The sequence below is a fragment of the Mangrovivirga cuniculi genome (assembly GCF_005166025.1).
GTDB lineage: Bacteria > Bacteroidota > Bacteroidia > Cytophagales > Cyclobacteriaceae > Mangrovivirga > Mangrovivirga cuniculi.
On record NZ_CP028923.1, the window covers coordinates 2,079,435 to 2,103,788 of the forward strand.

Below are 24,354 nucleotides of genomic sequence, written 5' to 3' on the forward strand. Positions count from 1 at the left end.
TGATAGATAAGATTGAAATATCAATAGCATTATGGAAATAAAAAAAGACTGGCCTAAACAGGCCAGTCTTTTTTATCAGTTCCAAATATTTTATTACCTACATGGTTTCAGATACCATTATGTCACCAAGGAGTACATCCCAGAAGCTAACAATATCTCCACCGATTTGAGTTTCTTTTTTCTTCACATAAACTGTAATATCCTTCTTTGTAGTATCCTTGTAAACAATATTATCACCGGATACTCCTTCAAACTTTTGATAAATTGTAATTACTCCAACATATTCTCCATTTGGCAGTGGTTGTAGGTCAGATATATATTGGATATCAAACCAAGTAATATTTACCTGGTCATAATTCAGGGCCATTAACCTTCCAAAATATTCCTTAATGGCATAGTACATTGTTTCATCACTATTTACAGAACTAACTCCAACCTCACTTCCTTCAGCAAATAATTCCAGGGCTCGGTCAATTACCCTGTTAGCTTCACTAAATGGGGTAGCTTTACTACCTATAATTGAAATGTACTTACTTAAATCCCTGATTTTCTCAAGAGCTAATGAATCAATAGCTTCAAGGTTGTCATCATCAGGACCTCCCTGTGCGTTCGCTTCAAAAAATGAACCTGCGAACAGAATAAAAATAAATATGAATATCGACTTGTTAATCATTTTCTTTTTCTATTTGGATAACACTAACTTCGTTATCTTTTCGTCTTTATTTACAGTGATCTCATAAATTTTAAGGTTAAAAGATTTTTTATCCTTTAAATAGTTAAGATACTGTTCTATAGTCATAGGTCTGTCAAATACAGGCCTTTCTCCTGAAAAAGTAACTACGGTCAAAACCGGAGTTTCTTTACTTTCAAAATAGCTGTATATCTCTTCTATTTTGTCATTGATTTTATCGTAGAAGAATGTTTCGCTAAGTTCCGCAAGCTCATTAAAATCTTTATTGACCCGTGTGTAAGTTTCCTTTGAGACAACATAAGTTTGTTCAACCACGTTCTCTTTTTCAACGGGTTCAGTAGAAGAATTATCAACTGAAGCCTGATTATCAGATGCTGCAGCCTGGCTTGATTTACAAGATGAAAATGAGATCAATACGAAAGAGATCATCAGCAAAAGTACTCCTATTGAGGTTCTTCTCACGGTAAAAAAATCTAAAATGAAAAAATATTACTGTTTTTAATCGACATCAAATATCAATATTAAAAATTATTTTTAACAATTAAAATAATAAAAAATCATTCTATGTGATATTTATGTCTTTTTTTAACTCATTCAAAAACTTTGCCAACTTATTGAATAGTGATTCTTACAAACCAACGTAAGGTGAAACTGAATTATTATTTGATCTTTAGATGTTATTTATATAATTTACGACATTGTTTTTAAACTATATATGATTTTTTATTTATAGGATGACTAGTTGAAGTTAACTTTTTAAGAATTTTTGAAACCAGCTAAATCAAATACTTTTCGAAAGTAAGGGAAATGCCATGAGGCTAATTATTTGCTCTATATTGTTTTTAAGCGTCTTTGCTAATGACGTCCGTGCACAACGTGCTCCTGCATGGTCTAATTTTTATATGAATCCGTATGTTGTGAACCCTGCAATGGGTGGGATATATGGCCGTGGATTGGTAGAAGTAAATTACAGACGACAATGGGTTAAGATAAATGAAGCCCCTTCAATTGCAAGTCTTGCTCTTCAAATGCCATTCGAAAACCGGGTGACATTTGGAGTAAACATATATAATAAGGATTACAGTTTATTTAATACTACTTCATCGAATCTTACTTTAGGATACACAGTTCCGTTCGAAAGAGATCACTTTATTAGTTTTGGACTGGGCGGAGGAGCAAATTTTAACAGTATTGATTACGGCTCTTTAGATGATTCGCAATTATCAGATCCGGCAATAGGAGCTTTAGGAGAAAATACCGTTTCTTTCCAGGCTCAATTTGGGGTGCATTATTTTATTAAAGGGTTAAATCTTTCTTTAACTCTTCCAGCTCTTTTTCAGGATAACATCTTAAATAGTGAAGATTTTGATCAATTTTCATTTCAACCTGTCGATGTACTTCATGGTATGGCTTATTACAATTTTAAGCTCCCAACTAATGATATTACTGTAACACCTTACGCTATTTATAGATACGGATATACCGGTCAAAGTTATTACGAAGGCGCATTAGTTGTTGATCTGAGAGAAATTTTATGGTTTGGAGGAAGTTACAGACAGGATTACGGAGCCTCTCTGCTAGTTGGATTTGGTCAACCTGATAAATTTAAAATTGGATATGCTTATGAGTTTGCCAGTAACCTTGATGTTGGAATCCCTGGTGGAACCCACGAAATACAAATTCAGGTATTGTTTGGCAACAACATAGATATATTTAAAGGACTGGCAAAAAAGAAACAAAAAGAAAGAGCTCAGCCTGATTGGTTAGATGAATACTATACAAGAAAAGAAGATGTTCAGACTAAGTCTACAGAACCGCCAATTGTTGAAGTTGAACCAGAACCGGAGCAGGAGCCAGAAGTGATAGAGCCAGAGCCGGAAATTACAGAACCTGAGCCGGAACCAGAAATTACAGAGTCAGAACCGGAACCAGAAATTACAGAGTCAGAACCGGAACCGGAAGTTATAGAGCCAGAACCGGAACCAGAGCCTGAAGTGACAGCATCGGAGCCGGAAGTAATTGATACTGAGCCAGTAGCAGTGGTTGAACCTCCTATTGAGCAACCGGATAAGGTATACAAAGAAAGTGATGATCCAAATGGTCTCAAACCTGGTCATTACGTAGTAGTTGATCAGTTTGATAGTGAAGCTGAAGTTGAGGCTTACATAGAAAAAATGAGACAAAGAGGGTTTTATGGTCAGTATGGCTATAGTTCAACCCTGAAGAAATTCATTATTTATACTTTTAAAACTGAAAGTAATGAGGACGTATTGATAGAAAGAGACAGGATTAAAGGTATAAGTTACTATAAAGATGCTTATTATCTATATGTTGAATAATTGAGCACATGAGAAAGATACAGACATTTATATTTTTTTTAATGTTTATCGGGACAGGTATTTATGGCCAGGTACCGGTAATAAATTCTATTTCACCAACTGATACCACAGTAAATGGTATCGTTACCGTACAAGGATCGGGTTTTGGAACTACTGCCTCTGATCTGGATGTTTCCTTCGGTGGAATAAAAGCAAATATTGTTGATGTAACAACAAATGTCATCAGGGTAAGAGTTCCTGCCGGGTCTCACCATGCACCTATTTCGGTACTTCGAAAATCAAGTGGAAATATTTCTTATTCCAAACAATACTTTGATTTAAGTTATTCAGGTGTACCATTAAATGCATCGAGTTTTGAAGCAGCCTCGATTCAAGGTGCATTAGGACCTCAACTTGATATTTTAGGAGGAGATTTTAATAATAACGGGCATAATGATGTTGTCGTAGTTTATCCGGCACCTCAAACCAACTTTTCAATTTATTTTAATAATGGAACGGGTTCATTTACTAAATCTGATGTAGCCCTCCCCGGAGCTGCAAAATTTGTTGAGAAAGCTGATTTTAACGGCGATGGTAACTTGGACCTGGCATTTACTGAGGATAATAGCCAGGGAAGCCTGGTCTATATCATGATCAATAACGGGAGTGGGGGATTTACAAATGTGCAAAGCTTAACCATTGAAGGAAATAACCCCAACAGATTAAGGGCAGCAGATTTTGATAATGATGGCCGATTGGACATTGCTGTTGTGAACGAAACAAATAATACTTTGGTAAGTATCTTTAGAAATCTTTCTTCCGGAGGTGTGACAAATTTTGAAACTACACCGGCGACTTTCCCGATAACAGTTGATAATGCCAGGGGAATGTCTATTGGTGATTTCAATAAAGATGGTAAAATGGACCTCGCTGTTAATGCTAGTTTAGGTGCTGAGGTATTCGTAATAAAAAATAACAGTACTCCTGGGAATTTTAGTTTTGGACAATATCAAACTTTTGTAATAGGAGGGGATTTAACCAGAATTTTAGTAGCTGATTTCGATAATGATGGATTTGAAGATATTGCCACTTCTAAAATACAGAATCAAATATCAGTAATCAGAAATACATCTACTGAAGGAGGAGATATCAATTTTTCCTCTCCATACTCATTTACTTCATTGACAAGTACTTATGGTATTGAAGCAGGTGATATTAATGGTGATGGAAATGTAGATATAATAGTAAATAGTGCTGCATCAGCTCAAATAAGAGTTTTTGTTAATACCAGTACTCCGGGTTCTATATCCACTACGACATATGATCTGGATACTCCCTCTCCAGGACTGGGAATAAAAGCTACAGATCTTACAGGAAATGCCAGGCCAGATATATTTTTCACATCCAGAACTGAAAATAATTGGTCTTATTTAAAAAATATTAACTGTGTACTTCCACAGACAAGTCCAGAGTCATTTATGAGTATATGTCTTGGTGATGTCAGACGGGTTTATGCTACTCCTACGATTACAGGGCAATATGCCTGGTATAAGGATAATGTATTACAAAAACAGGGTACAGATAATTTTCTTGATGTTTCGCTGGGAGGAAATTATACAGTAAGACATTTAGAAGGAAGTTGTAATGTATCTTCAAATGTTTTAGGAGTTGTTTTAAATAATGCTACTTCACCCGGTGAACCAGCAGCATCTAATGATGGGCCTGTTTGTCCGGATGGTTCCCTGACTTTATCAGCCGGAACAGTTTCCGGAGCAACCTATCAATGGACTGGACCAAATGGTTTTGAATCAACTGAGCAAAACCCTGTTATCTCTCCTTTTAATGTAGAAAATGCAGGATATTATTATGTGCAGACAGTTAGTGGAGATTGTAAGAGTGACCCGGTTGAAACATATGCAGGGCTTGCGAATCTACCTTCATCTTCTATAATTCCAGATGGTCCCACATCATTTTGTGATGGTAATGATGTTGTACTAGAGGTACCGGCCTCAGCCGAAATTACTGGTTTTACCTGGAAAAAAGATGGGAGTGTAATTAGTGGAGCTACGACAGGTAGTCTTACCGTAACTGAGTCCGGAAGTTATAGTGTAGTAGTAGAAAACACTTCTGGTTGTACACAAGAATCTGATCCGGTTGTAGTGACTGTTTCTGCAGCTCCGGTTTCTGATTTTTCTATTTCCGGGAATTTATGTCGTGGATCGACATTAAGTTTCTCAAACTCCTCTACTGTTGATGGTAGCCAAACAGTAAGTTATAATTGGAATTTTGGTGATGGAAATTCTTCTAATGAATTTGAGCCAACAAAAACATTTAATACTGCTGGAACTTATGATGTAAGCTTAACCGTTTCCTATGGCCCGGCCTGCCAGGATATTTCTACACAGACAATAGTTGTAGAAGATGCTCCAATAGCTGACATTGAACTTGTTTCAGGAACAATGCCTTTCTGTGAAGGAGATTCTGTGTTACTTCAAACGGTATCTGAATACAGTTCATATGAATGGTCGAATGGTTCAACAGGAAGGCAGGCTTATTATACTAGTGGAACCGAAGCTTCAGTATCTGTTAGCAGTGGAGCTGGCTGTCCAGGTGCTGGTAGTTTTACACTAAACACCCTCCCGGCTCCAGTGATTGATATTACGGCTGAACAAACGGAAATATCCCGCGGTGATACGGTTATTTTGAACGCAAGTGGTGGCATAGACTATGCTTGGGAACCGGCAGAGTTTGTTGATTTTGCAGACATATCCAATCCATATGCGTTCCCAACAGAGACGACGACTTTTTCTGTAAATGCTACCGGATCCAATGGTTGTGTAGGGACAGCTGAAATAACTATTACTGTAGAAGGTTCATTTGAATTTAAGGCAAATAAAATCTTGTCTCCTAATGGAGATGGAATTAATGATACCTGGGTAATTCAAAGTATAGATCAGTTTCCTGGATGTGGAGTAAAGATCTTTGACGAATTAGGCAGAATTCTTTTTGAAGCTAATCCTTATAATAATGATTGGGATGGCACTTTTAATGGAGATTACCTTGAAAAAGGTGCTTATTACTATGTTATTCAATGTGATGATGAAAATATAGGGGGAAGCGGTAGTATAGTAATAGTCAGATAATTGAAATATTTCAATTTACAATAGAATTATTGGTTACCTTTTGCAGGTGAAACGGATATAATTTAGGATAAACTCCTAAATACTAAGGATAAATAGACTTTTAGACCAAATAATATTTAACTCCGATGAATATTTTTTATAAAAATAAAGGAGACAAATTTTTTAACTTGCTAACCCTCAAGGTACTTACCTTGTTTGTCTTAGCTTGTTTGTCTTTTTCAGGATATGCTCAATTTGATACTAAACTTTGGTTCCCACCGGTTTGGAATGCAAATCAGCCTAATCTTAATGCGAGATCTGAATTTTTGATTACAACCAAATTTCCCGTAGCAAATGTCAGAGTTTATACTGTAGATGGTGCGGTAGATCAAAATTTTGTGGTTAGACCTGGCCAGCCGGCAAATATGGCATTAAGTCCTACTTTAGGAATGACACTTAATCTTAACCAGGTAGAAAATTCCAAAGGTTTAATCGTTGAATCAGATTATCCTGTTCAGGTAACGTATAGATTAGCTGCTGTTAATAACCAGAATATTGTGACTTTAAAAGGTAAACAAGCTCTGGGAACTTTATTTTACGCTGGTTCGCAAACCATAAATATGGATCGTCAATATGCCAGGGGTAAAGAACACCACTTTATTTCTGTGATGGCTACTGAAGATAACACAATTGTAACATTTGAATTACCTGCATCATATACCTATGATTTTGCAGGTCTCGGAACTAAAACTCATTCAGTTACTTTAAATGAAGGAGAAACTTATTTGGTTCGTGGGGAAGGGCCTTTACAGCATATCACCGGAACTAAAGTTACTACTAACGGTAAAAGTATCGTGGTTAATTCAGGTTCAGAGCATACCAGAATTGATGGGCCTCCAGGTACTACTTCTGCTGAAGGTGGAGCAGATCAGCTTGTGCCAATTGAAAGAATAGGAAGTGAATATATAGTAATGAGGGGTGAAAATGACCCTGAGTATGAATATAGTATTATTGTAGCAACTGAAGACAATACAGAAATTTTTATTGACGGATCAGCAACTCCTGTTGCAGTTATCAACGAAGGGGAGTATTATAACTTCATGCTGGGCGGTCCTTATACTGATGTGGGTCGAGGTCATTATATTACTTCTAATAATCCTATATATGTTTACCAGGTGAGTGGATCAGATCCCGGAAGGGTAAGGGATGAGGTCGGTATGGCGATTGTTCCTCCTTTATTTTGTGCAGGTAGTAAATATATAGAGTTTGTTCCATTTAAAAACTATTCGCAGAAACAGCGAATCAATATAGTGATTCCTCAGGAAGGATTATCTTCATTAACATATAATGGGCAATCATATTCTTCATATTCAGGTGTTTCTGTTTATCCGGTTAATGGCAGACCAGATTATTATGCTGTGTCTTTCCCAACTCAACATGTGAGAAGTCAGGATAATCTGATAATAACTTCAGACGAATTTCTTCAGGTAGGATATATGACCGGAGCCAGTGGTACAGGAACGTATGGTTTCTTATCAGGTTTTGGTAGTAAAATTGAAACCATTGACCCGTACTATTATAATGAAACGGGAGATAAAGTTTATACTTCTATTTATGATTTTGATGCTGACCTTGCTACACCTGGTTACCAGGGTGTAGTTCAGGGGAATACTGTTGATATGTGTATATGGGGAGAAAGTTGTGCCCCTCCTAATCTTGTTAATGATGTAACAAGTTCAGGTAATGGTGAAGAAGTTCAATTTACACCAGCTACTGATTCCTGCTTTACCTATACTGCTTCAAAAACGTATTATGGAAAAGATACTGTCGAAGTACAGATAATCAATGAAATAGGTGCTGTGGAAACAGTATTTATAATAGTAGATGTTATTTCGGCGCTGGACTTAGCGATTGATGAAAACTCAATCAATTATAATTCTCCAACCTGCCCTGAAACAGATTTCACGGTTTCATTTGATATTACCAATCTTTCAGATATTCCTTTTAATGATAATCTGGATGTCACCTTTTACGATGGAGATCCGACAGTGAGTGGAGCACGGCGATTAAATTCAATATCCGTCCCCATAAATAATTTAAATCAAAACGACGTATTTACGGTAAATGATGCACCGGTCCAAGGTACAGGAGCGGCCATAGTCGACTTATATATTGCTATTAATGATAATGGAACAAGTGGTGTTCCAATTAATTATCCTTCCACGATAATATTAGAAACCGATTATACTAATAATGTTGGGGCTCAACCAGTTCCTGCATTACCTTTCCCACTTGAAGCAGAGAAATTAAAAGACAATATTAATTGTGATCCTGCTTACCCGGATAATGGTGCAGCCAGAGCAAATGTTATTATAAATGGGAATGTGCAAACTTCTGGTTATAGTTATAGATGGTTCGATGGGCCAACACCAGTAACCGGAAATGCGGATTTTACTCAGAGAACTTATCCAAATCTGGCTGAAGGAACGTATAGTGTATATGCAATTAATGATCGCTTTGGGTGTCAGTCTGACACAGTTGAAGTAGAAATTGGTTTGCAAGCTGAATTTTTCTCAGCAGACATCGAAGAAATATCACCATTGACTAATTGTGTGAGTCCAAATGGTGCACTTAGAGCAACTGTTCCAACTGCTGATGATGATGATTTTGATTTTTATTGGTATAATGATGAATTCGTTCAGGACAATACTACTCTTGTAGGTGTTGGTCAGTTATTGGAAAATATAGATGAATCAGATTATACTGTTAAAGTTATAAATAAAACTACTGGTTGTTTTGAAATCACTAGTGCCTCAGTTTCTGACCAAAGAGTCTATCCAGGATTAAATCTGGATTCAGAACCTCAAACAAGGTGTGATCCAGCTAATGGTAGATTGATCGGTGGTATAAACCAGAATCCATTAGATTATGATTTTACCTGGACAAATGAAGAAAATACCCTGATAAGTAATAACCAAAATGTTAATGAGGTTGAGGCAGGGAAATACTATTTGAATGTTGTGAATCCTACTACGCAATGTCAGGCTAATGATTCGGTTATTGTTGATAATAATATAGCTGAAGTTGATTTAGAAATAACTGATGGAGTTGAGAATACATGCTTTTTATCGCCTGTAACAGTTACTGCAGAATATTCTAACGGCCAAACTGTACCAGGTGCTCAATTCTCATGGTATTACGGTACTACAGAACCGGTAACCTCTGATAGATTGTTTGCTACAGGATCAGTTGTTGATAATGTTTCTCCAGGAAATTATATAGTAGAGGTGTTAAATCCTGCAGATAATTGTAAAACAACAGAGCCATATAGCGTTGATGCTACAACTCTTACTCCGATTATTGATCCAGATGCTGAAGCGTCAGAAAATTGTACTCCATTTGATGGTGAAGTATCTGGAAATGTCACTAACATTCCTCCGGGATATAATCAAACTGATTATACTTATTATGTATTTGTAGGAGAAAATCAAAAAGATATAAATGAAGCTGACTTCGTATTGGTTGGAGAACCAACAGGATTGAATTTAGCTGGACTTGAACCGAATTCTTATACCATTATAGCTCAGCAAAATTATGATAATGAGTGTTTATCTCTTCCTGAAACGGTAGAGGTAGATGATGATGCTGTTTATCCAAATTCAATCGACGAAAGTATTTTAAATGCTAACTGTCTGAATGCAGAGGGAAGAATTACATTAACTTCTACTCAACAATATGATTTCCAATGGTTTGCTGGTGATATTGAAAATGATGAAACTGTTGAAGACCTGAATTTAACTGATACTGAGGTTACTCAAAGTCAATTAAATAATTATCCATCAGGTTTTTATTCGGCGATTGTTACTAATCCAAATAATGGTTGCCAGGATAGCATAGTTTCATTCATTGATATTCCAACGCTTGATGAATATGTTTTAAGAACAAATAAGCACGATGATCCATTCTGTTTTGTAGATAGTGGAAGGGTTTCTGTGTCACTTGCGAATACAAACTTTAATTATCCATTTGAATTTACTTACCGATTAGAGCGTATTGACGAGGAAGGAAATTCCTTTGTAGTACCATATTCAGGAGATCCTGCTAATCAAACATATCTTTACAGACAACTTCCTCCGTCTGATTATCGAGTCTCATTAATTCAATTAGATGAGAATGGTAATCCTGCGTATAATTGTAAATCTGAAGAGATCGAGGTACTGGATACAGAAGTTAATCCGGTAATAGAAGCTGAAGGAACTAATCCTTTGACTGTTTGTAGTCCTAGAGACCCTGATGGACAAGCTGAAGTACGAGTTACAAATGGAGATATATTCTTGCATTCATTTGAATGGACAACAACAGATGATCAAGGCAATCAAACATTAATTGCAACTGGGTCGGAAGTATATAATTTGTTAAATGGGACCTATACGGTTACAGCGACTAACACTCAGAATTATTGTGAGGCTACTACTACAGCTATTGTAGAAGATGCCAGAGTTTATCCAACTGTAATTCCTGAATTAGTTAAAGGAAGGGAGAATTGTATCGAGCCTGATGGTATACTGAATGCTTATGTACCAACTACCGAAAATCAAGATGATTATAAATTCGAATGGTATGATCTGGTTGATGGTTCGGAAGAACTGGATACAATAGATCATTACTATACCGGTCAGACTTTTGATATGTTTGATATTGGTGATTATACAGTTGTTTCAATAAACCGGGCTACTTCTTGTAGAAGTGAAGCGGTATATGCTTTTGTACCAGATGAAAGAGTTTATCCTGAATTCTACGTCAGAGCTCAGCCAGCCGCTTGTGATTATAGTAATGGCTTTGCAAGAGCAGTTGTGACAAATGATGTTGATGTAGAATCAATTCGATGGGATATGGGTGGTGTATATAGCTTTGGATCTGATTTGATCAATATTTCTTCAGGATTGTACAATGTCGAAGTTACTACTGTATTTGGTTGTGCAGATTCGACAGATGTGGTTATCGAACCAGACATATTTGTTTACAATGGTGTTTCTGCAAACGAAGATGGTAAGAATGATCATTTCATTATCGACTGTATCGAGTGTTTTGAAAACAATAACGTGAAAATATTCAACAGGTACGGTGATCTTGTATATGAAACAGATGGTTATACCAATGATTCTGATCCAGATGCACAGTGCCAATCGGTTGATGATACATTAGGCAATAACTTTAGAGGAACTGGAAATCGCGGTATTTATGCAGGAGGTAAAAAACTACCGATAGGAACATATTTTTATGTGATAGATAAAGGAGATGGTTCCGAACCAAAAAATGGTTATCTGGAACTAGTGAGATAAAAAAACGCCAGCAATTATAATGAAAAAATCAACTTTAATATTAGCCATTGCTTTCATTTCTTTAATAGGAATGAAAGCTCAGCAAAGACCTGTGTTTTCGCAGTACATGTTTAACGGTATGGCCATAAATCCGGCTTATGCCGGGGTGCATGAAACTATTCATGGTATTGCTTCATACAGGGATCAATGGATCAATATGGATGGGGCTCCGAAGACTCTCTCATTCGCAGTTGATTCAAAACTTTCAAAGAAAAACATTGGTCTTGGTCTGATGATTACTAATGACAGAGTTGGAATTCATTCTGATATTGGAGTATATGCAGCCTATTCTTATAAAGTTAAGACGATGGGAGGTACTCTATCCATGGGATTACAGGCTGGTTTTAATAATCTGAATTCCGATTATTCAAGACTTACTCTGGATGATATTACAGATCCAAACCTTCAGGGAGTAAATAATTCGTTTAATCCAAATTTTGGTGCCGGAGCATATTGGCACAATAATTCATCCTATGTAGGATTGTCTGTGCCTTATATTCTTCATAATAACACTTTTGATAAAAATGATATCAGTACTGTTACTGAATCAATTGAAAGACGCTATTATTTTTTAACAGGAGGTCATGTATTCCCTGTGTCACAGAATTTACTGATAAGACCGAGTGTCTTGTTAAGAATTCAGGAGGGGGCTCCTGTAGGAACTGATTTTAACTTAAATTTTATTCTTTATGGAAGATTAAATCTGGGAACATCCTATCGTACCGGTAGATCCCTAGTCACCTTCTTCCAGATTCAGGCTACCAGAGAATGGAGTTTTGGTTATGCATACGACTATGTATTCAGTGATTTGAACCAATTTAACAGGGGTTCTCACGAATTCATCATTCAATATGGCGTAAATATCGACAACAGTCATAAGTCGATGCCTTGCCCGTCTTATTTCCTTAGATAATATTTATCTACAGAAATCAAGCGATAACAAGTGGTTGAGGGCTGAATGATATTATAAAAATAAATATTGCTATCCACCCAATTACTTTTCTCCAGGGAGATAAAGGTTTATTATATATTGCCGGAGGATGATATATACCTATGAATCTTCCGATAATTAATCCAAAAAATAACCAGCCTGAATAGCCCTTTATATCGGGAAAGTAAAAATTTATGAAGTATTGAACAGTGTATATGCCTATTGCTATGATGATCTTGGTCATCGGGTCTTTTGATACCCTTCCCATTATAAAATACAGGAATAAAAGATATAGAGGGACGGCCAGCATCAGATCTGAAATGCCCTGTCTGCTATTTATAAATCCTATACCCGCATAAAGAATAAACAGTAGATAAAAGCCCAGGGAAAGTTTGCCTTGTAATTTCCTTCCAAAAAGTCCAAATAAGACATGTCCTCCATCTAATTGCCCTATTGGTAATAAATTAAGAGCTGTAAATATTAAAGCGAGATAGCCAACAAATAAAAACGGATAATGAAATAATTCGTGCTTATTTGGTAGCAATTCTGGTTGATCGACAACATAATTTTCGAAGAATAATGACAGAAGATTATCGCCAACTAAAATGTCTATTGTATTCTCATCTGCTTCTGGTCTGAAGTTAAAGCCTTTTCCCTCCACATTATATTCAGGGTGTATTTCATATTGATATTCCTGAGGTGGAAGGTGTGTATATCCATACCATAATAAGCCAAAAGCAATTACAAAACCAGCCAGAGGGCCTGCTACACCGATATCAAAATATTCTTTTCGGCTTTTTACCAGTCCTTTTAACCTGATAACCGCACCCATTGTCCCAATGGTAATTGGAAGCAAATAAGGGAGAGGAGGGAAGGGAATATAAAATGGGAGAGTGGTTTTTACCTTATGCTTAATGGCAGTAAAAAAGTGGCCAAATTCATGAACAGTCAGAAAAAGCAGAAAGGGCCATGCATACATGAATCCGGAGTACCAATCATGTCCGGTCCATTCTGTTATCATACTAACAGGCTTGCCTTTTACCCAGAAAACCCCGGCAAGTACCGCAGCTCCAAAGGTCAATAAAAATAATGCTAAATGCTTTATTATATCTTTTGCAGAAAAGTGATTACCTGTCATGATTAAAATAATTAATTAGGACTTCAGGTCCGTCAACGTGGATAGCATTAATTCCTAATTGTTGGGCTGAGTTTATGTTTTGTTTCAGGTCGTCAAAATATAAAGTTTCAGAAGGCTCCAGATCATTTTCTTCTAATATTTGCTGAAAAACCTCCGGATTAGGTTTTCTCTTTTTCATAGTAAAAGAATAATATGTTCTGTCAAAAAATGAACTGATATCATTTATATCTGCAGTTCTTTTTAACACTTCATTTACTCCATCAATGTGAATAGGAGATGTATTACTCATGAGATATAATGAATAATCATCCTTTAATTTTTCGAGCAAGGATAATCTCTGGTGTGGTATATCCAGTAACATTGCATTCCATGCATTGTCTAAATCTTCATCACTTAAATTGTGATTTAATATCTCTCTCATCTCATCTCTGAATTGATCATCGGTTATTTCACCCAATTCGTACCGTTCTGTTATTTTAGAATTAAAAATTCTCGATTTAGCTACATCGACATTTCCATTGCAATAAGATACTAGTTTAGAGTAGGTTAAGTCGGTGTCTAGGTTGATTATAACACCACCGAGATCAAATATTATGTTTTGAATCATTAATTTTTCTTTAATCAGTTTGGGATTTTATACTGCAAATATGTAACATTGCATTCCCAATTCAAAGCTGATGTAACAAAGGCTTTTCGGGCCCTTAGCTCAGTTGGTTAGAGCACCTGACTCATAATCAGGTGGCCGCTGGTTCGAGCCCAGCAGGGCCCACAAAAATTAAGCTCCACAAATATATGTGGGGCTTTTTTATGCCTCATAGTTTTTGCACTTCTAATCTATCTGTATATCCTCATAGCTATCAATTTTTATGTCCCCAATTTCCCTTTTAAAAATAGCCTGAGACTTAAATAACATAGTTAGCAAGGGTAAATATTTCAATTTCTGCAATATCTGTCCGCACAATCACCTGATAAAATAACCCTCTGTTTTTGTGAAAATGCTCGTTGTATTTTGAAAAAATCACCTTGTATAATTGTTGTATCAGTTTTTGAAACACTTATGAAAGACATAAAAAATAGTCCGGAAAAAACAGAAGTAACTAATAAAAGAAAGTTGAGAAAACTTTTCTTTCTTGAGTTAATCATAATAGGGCTATGTCTTATCATTGCCTTAATTGCTTACATTAATTACCTATAAACATGAAAGCCAAATATATAGTCTTTACTATTTTATTATTATTCCATATGCAATTGATCATGGCTCAGCGATCAATTTCAGGTAGCGTCAGGGATTCTGAAGGAGATGGATTGATCGGTGCTACTATCCATGTAGAAGGAACGCAGATTGGAACTACAGCAGGTATTGATGGGAGCTTTTCTTTAGAAGTCCCTTCTGAAGAGTCGGTATTAGTTATCACTTATATTGGATTCGATACTAAAAGAGTTCAGGTTGGTGATCAGACAAATTTTGACATCATTCTCCAGGAAAATATAGAATTGCTTAACGAGGTGGTAGTCGTCGGATATGGAGAGGTTAAGAAAAGTGATCTTACCGGATCTGTAGGATCTGTCGATCCGGAACAAATTCAAAAATTAGCAACTGTGGATATCGGTAGAGCTATTCAGGGAAAGGTTGCGGGAGTGCAGGTTACCACTAATTCCGGAGCTCCCGGCTCCGGAACTAGCATTAGAGTCCGGGGTATTGGATCATTTTCTAATTCAAATCCTCTTTACGTAGTTGATGGATTTTTAACAGGAGATATAAGTAACATATCACCTAATGATATAGAAAATATTGAAATATTAAAGGATGCTTCGGCCACTGCTATTTATGGTTCCAGAGGAGCGAATGGAGTTGTTATCGTAACAACAAAACAAGGATTGCCCACCGGAGTGCAGGTAGAATTTAATAGCTACTACGGGACTCAAACGGCCTGGAGAACAATTGATTTACTGGATGCACAAGGATATGCCAAGACATACCTGGACCTTAAAGGCGGACAACTTAGTGATATAGAGTCTGAAGATTTGAGATCGTGGATTCAGCAGACTTTGTCAGGAAATAACGATGGCACAGACTGGCAGGATGAGGTACTTCAAAATGCACCCATTCAATCTTATGATGTAAGTGTCAGAGGAGGCTTTAAGAAATTAAGATATAGTATAGGAGGAACTTATTTTAAGCAGGACGGTATTGTGGTGAATTCTTATGGAAAAAGATCACAGGCAAATATTCAATTGGAATTTAATGCTACTAAAAAACTCAAATTATCAGGAGGAATAAAGTATTCATTAAATGAAAACACTGTTTACAACCAGGGAACTTATTCAAGTGTTTTAGGTACAGCTATTAGAAAAGACCCTGTTAATCCTATCAGGGACCCTATTACTGGCAATTGGGATAGAACAAATTTGACTGATATTGAAAATCCTGCCAGACTAGCCTATATAAGTCAGTTCAGAGTTCAGGAATCTGAAAGAATACAACCAACTTTTGGGTTGTCCTATGAGATTTCCAGATCTCTTACTTTTAAAAGTAATGTAACTTGGGATAACAGAGATATCGTAGGGAATTTTCTAACACCGGTTTATACGACTGTGGAAAGTAAAAATCTTGATGAAAACGGATTGCCAATTATCAATCCACAGGAAACAAATACAACCGAAGAACTTCAGGTTCAGACTAATAATTTAAATGTATTACAAAATTCCAATACTCTTTCATATGATAAAACAATAAATGCACATAGTATAAATGCTGTTTTAGGTTTTGAAATTTATCAAAGTGATGCCAGCAATGTTACTGAGCAAATTTTTGCAGACTCTACAGGGGTATCAGATCCATACAGGGAAAGAGCTTTTAATTTGATGTCATATTTTGCAAGAGCTGTTTATTCTTACGATAGCAAATACCTGGTTACAGCAACTATTCGAAGGGATGGGTCAAGTAAATTCCCTGAAGAGAACAGATGGGGAACTTTCCCCTCATTTTCGGTAGGCTGGAATGTTGATAGGGAATCTTTTTTTCCTGAAACAAAAGTCATTACCGGGATGAAAATACGGACAGGCTGGGGAGAAGTAGGAAATCAGGAACCCATCCAACCGTATGCATTCTATTCTGTTTTGAGTCCGGGTTGGCAATATGCATTTGATAATAATACTCCTTACCAGGGTTATGCACCAACCTTTATACCATCAGAAAATATTACCTGGGAAGTTTCTCGAATGACCAATTTCGGACTGGATTTTTATTTTCTGGATAACAAGTTGTCTTTAACTACTGAGTATTATATAAAAGACACAAAAGATTTATTAGTTGACTCGCGTTTTGTTCCGGCACCTGTTTTTGCAGGAGCACAAGCTCCTACTTCCAATGCAGGCTCAATGACAAATAAAGGTCTCGAAATTACTCTTGATTTCAGACAGGAAATTGAATCCTTTACTTTTAATGTCGGAGGAAATATATCATTTATTGATAATGAAGTTACTGCTATAGGAGCTGCTGATAATATTCAGGGAGCAGCATACGAACCTAAAACTCAAATACCAGCTACTCGCACTGTAGTTGGAGGAGAATTTGGTGCATTTTATGGATTGAAATCACAAGGAATTTTTCAGTCACAAGAAGAAATAGATGCTCATGGTGCTCAACCCAGGGCAATGCCTGGAGACGTAAAATGGTTAGACCACAACGGTGATGGTGAAATTACTGTTCAGGATGCCGTTTTACTAGGTAGCCCTATTCCTGATTTCACATATGGATTTTACTTGAATGCAGGATTCAAGAATTTCGATTTTAGTGCTTCATTTATGGGAAGTCAGGGAAATGAAATAGCCAATATAATGACTTATTACTATGAGGGTTCTGATGTAATTGAAAATAATCTATTGAAGTCCAGGGTAGAAAACGCATGGACAGGTCCCGGCTCATCAAATACTGTCCCAAGACTAACAGAGTCGATCACTCAAAATGACTGGTTTAGTGACAGGTTTATTGAAGATGGTTCTTTTCTAAGATTACGGAATATACAGTTAGGTTATACTTTACCTGATCAGATAACAAATAAGGTCAAACTTACCTCAGTCAGATTTTATCTATCAGCTGATAACTTATTAACCTTTACAGATTATTCAGGCTTCGATCCTGAAGTCGGGTTGGCATTTAATGGAGATCCCTTTGGAAATGGGGTAGACCTGGGGAATTATCCTCAGGCAAGGACAATCATTTTTGGTACGAACATTAAATTTTAATATTCATGAAAGCATTATATTCATTCTTAATACTTCTGTTATTGATAACTTCTTGTGATGATTATCTTGTTGAAGAGCCAACAACAGAAATAACAGAATCAGATTTTTTTACTTCTGAAGAGAATGCAATCAGAGCTGTGAATGCAGTATATGATCCATTAGGTTGGGGAGAATCCTCAATTCTTGGCTCGGGAGGTCATTCATATGAATTTATAATAGGAGATATATGTACTGATGATTCCGAGAAAGGGTCTACTAATGGCGATCAGGCAGGGATTACTTTTCTAAAAAACTTCACCTCAGGAGCAGGATCAAGTAATTTGTCGGTCCTATGGAGCAAGCATTATATAGCAATAGCGAGAGCTAATTTTGTCATCAAAAATCTTGAAAATTCACCGCTTGATGAGGCAGTTGTCAGGGAGCTTGAAGCCGAAGTGAAATTTGTCAGAGCATATAGTTATTTTTTGCTGGTCAGAATCTTTGGTCCTGTTCCGTTATTTGACAGGCCAGTAACTCCGGAGCAGATCAATGCGAAAGACTTTACTAACACTCCGATAAATGAAATTTATCTTCAAATTGAAGATGACCTGAATTTTGCCATAGAAAATCTCCCGGTAAAAGGAGTAAGAGAGATTGGTAGAGCTAATAAAGGAGCAGCAGCTGCTTATTTAGCCAGAGCAATCATGTATCAACTGGGTACAGATAATACCAATCAGCATACATGGCAAGAAGTTCTGGAGTTAACTGACGATTTTATTGATGGTCAATATGGAAGTTATTCATTGGTTTCCAATTATGCTGAATTGTTTGATCCAATGGGTGAAAACAATGAAGAATCTATCTTTGAAATTCAAGCCATTGATAATGATATTGATCCATTTAATGAAGGACCTTATGTTGGTTCCCAATGGTCTATTTTCCAGCATCCTCAATTTATGGGTGGCTGGGGATTTAATACTCCGACTGAAGATTTAGCTAACTCTTTTGAATCTAATGATCCCCGAAGACATAATACAGCATTGGCAATTGGAGAACATGCCTACGGAGTTGAAATGATTGAAAGCATAAGGAATCAAACAGGATACTATCCAAAGAAGGCCCTTTTACCACCTGATATCTGGGGATCTGGAGGAGATGGTAAGAGAAAAGGTTCAGAATACAATGTTCGAAAATTCAGATATGCTGATATCCTTTTAATGAATGCTGAGGCAGCTTATTATACTGGTAATACTTCTCAATCTATTCTCAGACTTACTGAAATAAGAAATCGGGCAAGCCAAAGTACTTTTCCTCGCGGATTTGATGTAAATGATCCGGAAGGATTTACCCTAACCGGTTTTTCACCACTTGATAATTCTATTATCCCATCATCAGGACAAGAACTACTTGATTTTATCTACCTGGAAAGGAGAAGAGAATTTGGTATGGAACAACTACGGTTTTGGGATCTGGTTAGAACCGGACGTTACGTAGCCACCATGGAAATGAAGTATGGCACTTCCAGTTCAGTAATTCTGGATCACTCATTTGTTTCCGGAGGAGAAAGAACAGCAGGCTTGACAATTGTAAATCCTATTCCGGTTTTTCCCATTCCGGCTTTCGAGGTAGCGGATTGGGGTATACTTCAAAATCCCGGATATAATTAAAATGTAACAAATTAAATAAACCTATAAATCATGAAATTGAAATTTAAAACCTTATTGATGAGTCTGACACTTGTTCTAGGAACAATGGTCATATTGAATTCTTGTGATGACGATGATGATCCGCTCACTTTTGATTCAAACCCTGAACAATTTTGTGCTGAGAATCCATCAGATGCAAGATGTTTTGCTGTAGATCCGGATGCATTTTGTGATGAAAATCCGTTTGATGAGCAATGTTGTATTCCAAGTCAGGACCTTGATTGCTATTGTACAACAGGAGATAATGGTACAACAGATACTGATAACTGTTGCCTGTTTGAATATAATCCAGAATGCTTCTGTACAGATAATCCTGATGATCCACAATGTGCACAGGATTTTGGAGTCGGTAATGGTCTTGGATTGTTAATTGATTTCGAATCGGGAACAGAATCTTTTGCACCTGATTTCTATAATCCTTCAGGACAGGTAGAATTTAATGGCAGCACCGAAATAGATGCAGTCGAAGGTGATAGTTATATTTCACTTGTAATGGCGGCAGATGATCCGGACAGGGACTGGCATGACTTTAAATACTGGCCTTCTGCTATGGATAGTGATCCAAACAATGATAACGAAGCTCTTATAGACTTTTCTACAATGGCAGACCCTCATTTGAATTTCTGGTTGAATACAGGTGCAGATAGTGCGGCAATCACCATAGATTTTCAAACACAATTTGAAGATGGTACAACAGGAGAGTGGGCTTACCACACATTTCTACAGGATGCAACAGAAGGTAAATGGAAATTGTATAGTGTAAGCTTAACTAGATTGTTTAGTAACGATGAAACCTTAGCGGAAGAAATACCTGGATTGGCACTTCCAAATCAATCATGGGGTGGAACAGACAGAGAATTCTCATTGACAAGTTATAATCATCAAATGATCAAATTTGCGCTAATGGCTCAGGATTGGGCTATAATGGGAGATTATGAAGCTCATTTAGATGCAATCTCCGTTACAGACGGACCATTAGAGCAGTTACCCTGGATAGAATAAAAAAGCAGAATTCGGTTCATGCACAAATCAATAAAAGGCCGGCTCAACTGAGCTGGCTTTTACTTACCAATTCCTATGAGAAGAATATTATTTTTCCTTGCCGGACTTTTATCGAGTTGTCTTTTGCATGCTCAATCATCGACCCTTTCACTTACAGATGAGGAGGCCACCAAAAAAACTAAAAACCTATACCTGTTTCTTGGGTCGTTAAAGAATGATCAAATTATGTTCGGGCATCAGGATGATTTTTTATACGGTATTGACTGGAAATATAATCATGGGTCTGATGTCGAATTAGTTTCCGGAAATCGCCCGGCTGTAATAGGATGGGATATAGGCAAGCTTGGCCAGGAAGTTAATATTGATAGTTTTCGGTTTGAAAAAATTCTCAAAGGAATAAAGTATGTTTATAAAAAGGGAGGGATAAATACAATCTCCTGGCATATGGATAATCCATCAACAGGAGGGTCTTCATGGAATAAAGAATCGGGGATAAGTGAGATTCTACCTGGAGGATCCGGTCATAAGGCTTATCTGGATAAGCTGGATCAATTTGCAAAATTCATCAAGAAATGCAGAGTCGGATTATTTACCAGGATTCCGATTGTTTTCAGGCCTTTTCATGAACATAACGGAGATTGGTTTTGGTGGGGTAAATCAACTAATAAAGAGGAAGATTATATCTCTCTGTGGAGATTTACTGTCGATTACCTGAGGAACGAGAAGAATCTGCATAATTTAATTTATGTCTTCAGTCCGGATAGAAGCCGGATGAATCTGACGATGGAAAGCTACCATTATGGATATCCCGGAGATGAATACGTCGACATCATAGGTCTGGATAATTATTGGGACCTGGGGCACCCTGTAAATGATAAATCACCTGATGAACAATTTTCAGATTTTCAAAAAAGCCTTAAGCTCATTACCCAAATAGCCAAAAAGAAGAATAAGGTTGCTGCTTTGAGTGAAACTGGTAATGATACTGTGAAACCACTAAACTGGTATACAGAAAGATTACTAGAACCTTTAAAAGGCAATGATATAAATATAGCCTGGGTGCTTGTTTGGAGAAATGCTCATATGAAACATTTCTATGTTCCTTATAAAGGTCATCATAATGAAAAAGATTTTATTGCCTTTGAGCAAGACGAGAGTACAATGTTTCTCAGTGATATCAGAAATCCCTATAAGAAAAATAAATGAGATTTTCATTCATACTATTAATGAGTATCCTCATGCAATGCCTGATAGCGCAACAGGCGGATGCAGGACGTGATACTGTTGTTATGACTGAAGTTTTTCCCGCTAGCTATACGTTGAATGCTTCACAAAGCATCTCTGAAAATCCTATACTGAATTATTACTGGATATATCAAAACGATACTATAGGCAATGATATTTTTCTTGAAGTCTCAATTACTGAAAATCAAAATCGATTCACTTTAATTATTGAGGACGACCAGGGAAATACAGATACGGATATTGTAGATATTTATCTTGGGCATTCTACCAATTATGGTAAAAACAGACTCTCCCTAAGAAGCAAAACTCTGCAGCGATTTGTTTCGGGTATGAATATAGCCTGGAAAGACTATGCTAACGATCTTAACGAATTCACACCGGAGGATAAAAAATACTACCAGGAAATGTTTGATTCAATTTCTGCAAATGGTGGAAATGCTGTTCGCTGGTGGCTTCATACAAATGGAGCAAACACACCTGTAATCAATGCAAATGGTTTTGTAGAAGGGATTGATCTGGAAACTATCCAGGGAATGAAACAAGTATTGGATATGGCTTATGATGAAGGAATAGTAATCAGTATGTGCCTATGGTCATTTGATATGCTGCAAAATCAAAATCAGGATAGAAGTGCATTGAAATTACTCCTCACTGATCCGGTTAATATTCAATCTTATGTTGACAATGCATTGATTCCGGTATTGGAATTATTAGGGGATCACCCGGCTGTAATGACCTGGGAAATATTTAATGAGCCAGAAGGAATGACTACCAGATTTGGATGGACTCCTGAACGTATAAAAATGTCTGATGTTCAGAGGTTTGTAAACATGTGTGCAGGTGCTATCCATAGAAACACTACGCAAGCATTGGTTTCAAATGGAGCGTGGAATATAAGATCAAGCTCAGATGTTGATAATTTTAAAAATTACTATTCGAAAGAAAACCTAGTTACCATCGGTGGTGATCAGGACGGATATTTAGACTTTTACCAGGTTCATTTTTATCCTGAACATTTTGGTCCGAATCAGTCTCCTTTTCATCGTCCGGCATCCTATTGGGAACTTGATGGTCCTATAGTCATAGGCGAATTTCCTGCCGATACTGTGGCAGGCCGGATAAACCCCGGGTTTTCTGTAGAAAGGGCTTATGAATTGGCAGTTCAATATGGGTATGCAGGAGTAATGTCCTGGTCCTGGTCCTCAACATCTGACTTTAATAGAGACTTTGGAACAACTTCCAGGGGATTGAATGCGGTATCTGAGTTAATTCCTGACGACCTGGTAATACCAGCTAATATAGATATCGAAAGAATACCACAGGTGGTTAAAAATGTAACTCCCTACAGAGCTATCGTTGAAGATATTACCGGAAGCGAAGTTTACCTTGATCTTAAAAACTTCTTTAGTGATGAGGAACAGGGTGTTGATTTAAATTATAGCATCAAAGAAGTAACTGGCGAAACAGGTACAACCCTGGTGATTCATAACAACTCTGAAGTGAAGTTGGAATTTGCAGATCCCAAACCAGGGCTAACTCAAATTTATTTTCGGGCAGAAGATAATATTGGATGGTACGCAGAAACTAAGTCAGTGGTAATGTTGGGTACTTATGAAGGGAATGAACAAAATCAAGCTTACTTTAAACCAATTTATACTTCAACAGAAGCCTTTGAAAAATTCAATGTCTATGCAAATGATGGGAATATAGGAACTGCCTGGGAGAGTAAATCCACTGATTATGATACACTCGTGATTGATCTCCAATCCAATATGAGTCAAAATTTTGTTTCTATTCAGTGGGATTACTTATCAGTTTCAACATTTGAGTTTCAAGTTTCTGAAGATAGTTTGGTATGGCAAACAATCTTTGATGAAACCTATGAGCATAGCACCGAGGTGATTTATACAACAACTGAACCTGTCACAGGACGCTATCTCAGATTATTAATGGCCAGTAATGATGAAACCAGAAATTTTAAGATAAATGAAATTGGCTCAGAGTTTATTGAACAGAATCAACCTCCAGAGGTAATTAAGCCCATTGAAGACTTAACCAGTAAGCTGAGTAATGTTAAAAACATCAACAATTACATCAGGTTTGAAGATATTTTCACAGATCTAGAGCATCCACAATATTTAACTTTTCAAATTGAAAACACTAATGATAACCTCGTCAGACCTTTGTTTTCAATTGGAGATTTAGGGCTTAGCTTGATTTTTGAAGATGACCAGACAGGTTCTTCAGTCGTAACTGTTACCGCTGTTGATCCATTTGGTGCTAGTGTTTCAACATCCTTTAATATTGAGGTAGAGGATGATTTGCTTGGAATAGAAGAGGAGTTAAACGCAACAATAATTTATCCAAATCCTGTAGAAAAAAGGCTGACTCTTGATATGAGCCGCCAAAATGAAATTCCTGATCAAATAGCTATCTATAATTCAAGAGGGCAATTAGTAGATCGATATAGTAATGATAAGCCTATCAAAACTTTAGATATAGGAGATTATACCCCTGGAATTTACATTATTCAATTAACCTCTAAAAGTGAAAAGTCATTCAAAAGATTTATTAAAAGATGAGAAAAAAGTTA

13 protein-coding genes and 1 tRNA gene are annotated in these 24,354 nt (G+C 36.8%); 10 read left to right on the top strand and 4 right to left on the bottom strand.

The window, feature by feature from the left end:
- Positions 1-97: 97 nt before the first annotated feature.
- Positions 98-673 (bottom strand): hypothetical protein, encoded by a 576-nt coding sequence (locus DCC35_RS09175; protein WP_137090503.1) that lies wholly within the window; start codon positions 671-673, stop codon positions 98-100.
- 9 nt (positions 674-682) lie between these two features.
- The gene (locus tag DCC35_RS09180; RefSeq protein WP_137090504.1) at positions 683-1,153 is read right to left on the bottom strand and encodes a hypothetical protein; all 471 of its coding nucleotides are present in this window, start codon (positions 1,151-1,153) and stop codon (positions 683-685) included.
- Between the two features lie 350 nt (positions 1,154-1,503).
- Between DCC35_RS09180 and DCC35_RS09185 the strand changes: the two genes are divergently transcribed.
- From DCC35_RS09185 to DCC35_RS09200, 4 genes are all read left to right on the top strand, one after another.
- Positions 1,504-3,030, top strand: coding sequence for a PorP/SprF family type IX secretion system membrane protein (locus tag DCC35_RS09185; RefSeq protein WP_137090505.1), 1,527 nt, complete (start codon positions 1,504-1,506; stop codon positions 3,028-3,030).
- Positions 3,031-3,038: 8 nt separating this feature from the next.
- Positions 3,039-6,152 carry an FG-GAP-like repeat-containing protein gene (locus DCC35_RS09190; RefSeq protein WP_137090506.1) on the top strand — a complete coding sequence of 1,038 codons (3,114 nt, stop codon included), beginning with the start codon at positions 3,039-3,041 and terminating at the stop codon, positions 6,150-6,152.
- 125 nt (positions 6,153-6,277) lie between these two features.
- The gene (locus DCC35_RS09195) at positions 6,278-11,473 is read left to right on the top strand and encodes a gliding motility-associated C-terminal domain-containing protein (RefSeq protein ID WP_137090507.1); all 5,196 of its coding nucleotides are present in this window, start codon (positions 6,278-6,280) and stop codon (positions 11,471-11,473) included.
- A 19-nt stretch (positions 11,474-11,492) separates the two neighbouring features.
- Positions 11,493-12,425, top strand: coding sequence for a PorP/SprF family type IX secretion system membrane protein (locus tag DCC35_RS09200; RefSeq protein ID WP_137090508.1), 933 nt, complete (start codon positions 11,493-11,495; stop codon positions 12,423-12,425).
- A 16-nt stretch (positions 12,426-12,441) separates the two neighbouring features.
- On the opposite strand, the gene DCC35_RS09205 is transcribed toward DCC35_RS09200, so the two are convergent.
- Positions 12,442-13,581, bottom strand: a complete 1,140-nt coding sequence (locus DCC35_RS09205; protein WP_137090509.1) for a site-2 protease family protein — start codon at positions 13,579-13,581, stop codon at positions 12,442-12,444.
- Complete coding sequence (locus DCC35_RS09210; RefSeq protein ID WP_137090510.1) at positions 13,571-14,188, bottom strand: HAD family hydrolase; 618 nt, start codon at positions 14,186-14,188, stop codon at positions 13,571-13,573. Before DCC35_RS09210 ends, DCC35_RS09205 begins: the two co-directional genes overlap by 11 nt.
- An 88-nt stretch (positions 14,189-14,276) precedes the next feature.
- On the opposite strand from DCC35_RS09210, the gene DCC35_RS09215 reads away from it, so the two are divergent.
- The 6 genes from DCC35_RS09215 to DCC35_RS09240 all read left to right on the top strand — a co-directional run bounded on the left by DCC35_RS09215 (position 14,277) and on the right by DCC35_RS09240 (position 24,343).
- A tRNA-Ile gene (locus DCC35_RS09215) sits at positions 14,277-14,350 on the top strand.
- A 428-nt stretch (positions 14,351-14,778) separates the two neighbouring features.
- A complete protein-coding gene (locus DCC35_RS09220; protein WP_137090511.1) occupies positions 14,779-17,829 on the top strand; it encodes a SusC/RagA family TonB-linked outer membrane protein in 3,051 nt (1,016 codons plus the stop codon).
- 5 nt (positions 17,830-17,834) lie between these two features.
- Entirely contained in the window at positions 17,835-19,475 is a 1,641-nt protein-coding gene (locus DCC35_RS09225; RefSeq protein WP_137090512.1) for a RagB/SusD family nutrient uptake outer membrane protein, read from the top strand.
- Between the two features lie 30 nt (positions 19,476-19,505).
- Complete coding sequence (locus DCC35_RS09230) at positions 19,506-20,516, top strand: hypothetical protein (protein ID WP_137090513.1); 1,011 nt, start codon at positions 19,506-19,508, stop codon at positions 20,514-20,516.
- 75 nt (positions 20,517-20,591) lie between these two features.
- Positions 20,592-21,722 (top strand): glycoside hydrolase family 26 protein, encoded by a 1,131-nt coding sequence (locus DCC35_RS09235; RefSeq protein WP_137090514.1) that lies wholly within the window; start codon positions 20,592-20,594, stop codon positions 21,720-21,722.
- A complete protein-coding gene (locus DCC35_RS09240; protein WP_137090515.1) occupies positions 21,719-24,343 on the top strand; it encodes a T9SS type A sorting domain-containing protein in 2,625 nt (874 codons plus the stop codon). Before DCC35_RS09235 ends, DCC35_RS09240 begins: the two co-directional genes overlap by 4 nt.
- Positions 24,344-24,354: the final 11 nt, after the last annotated feature.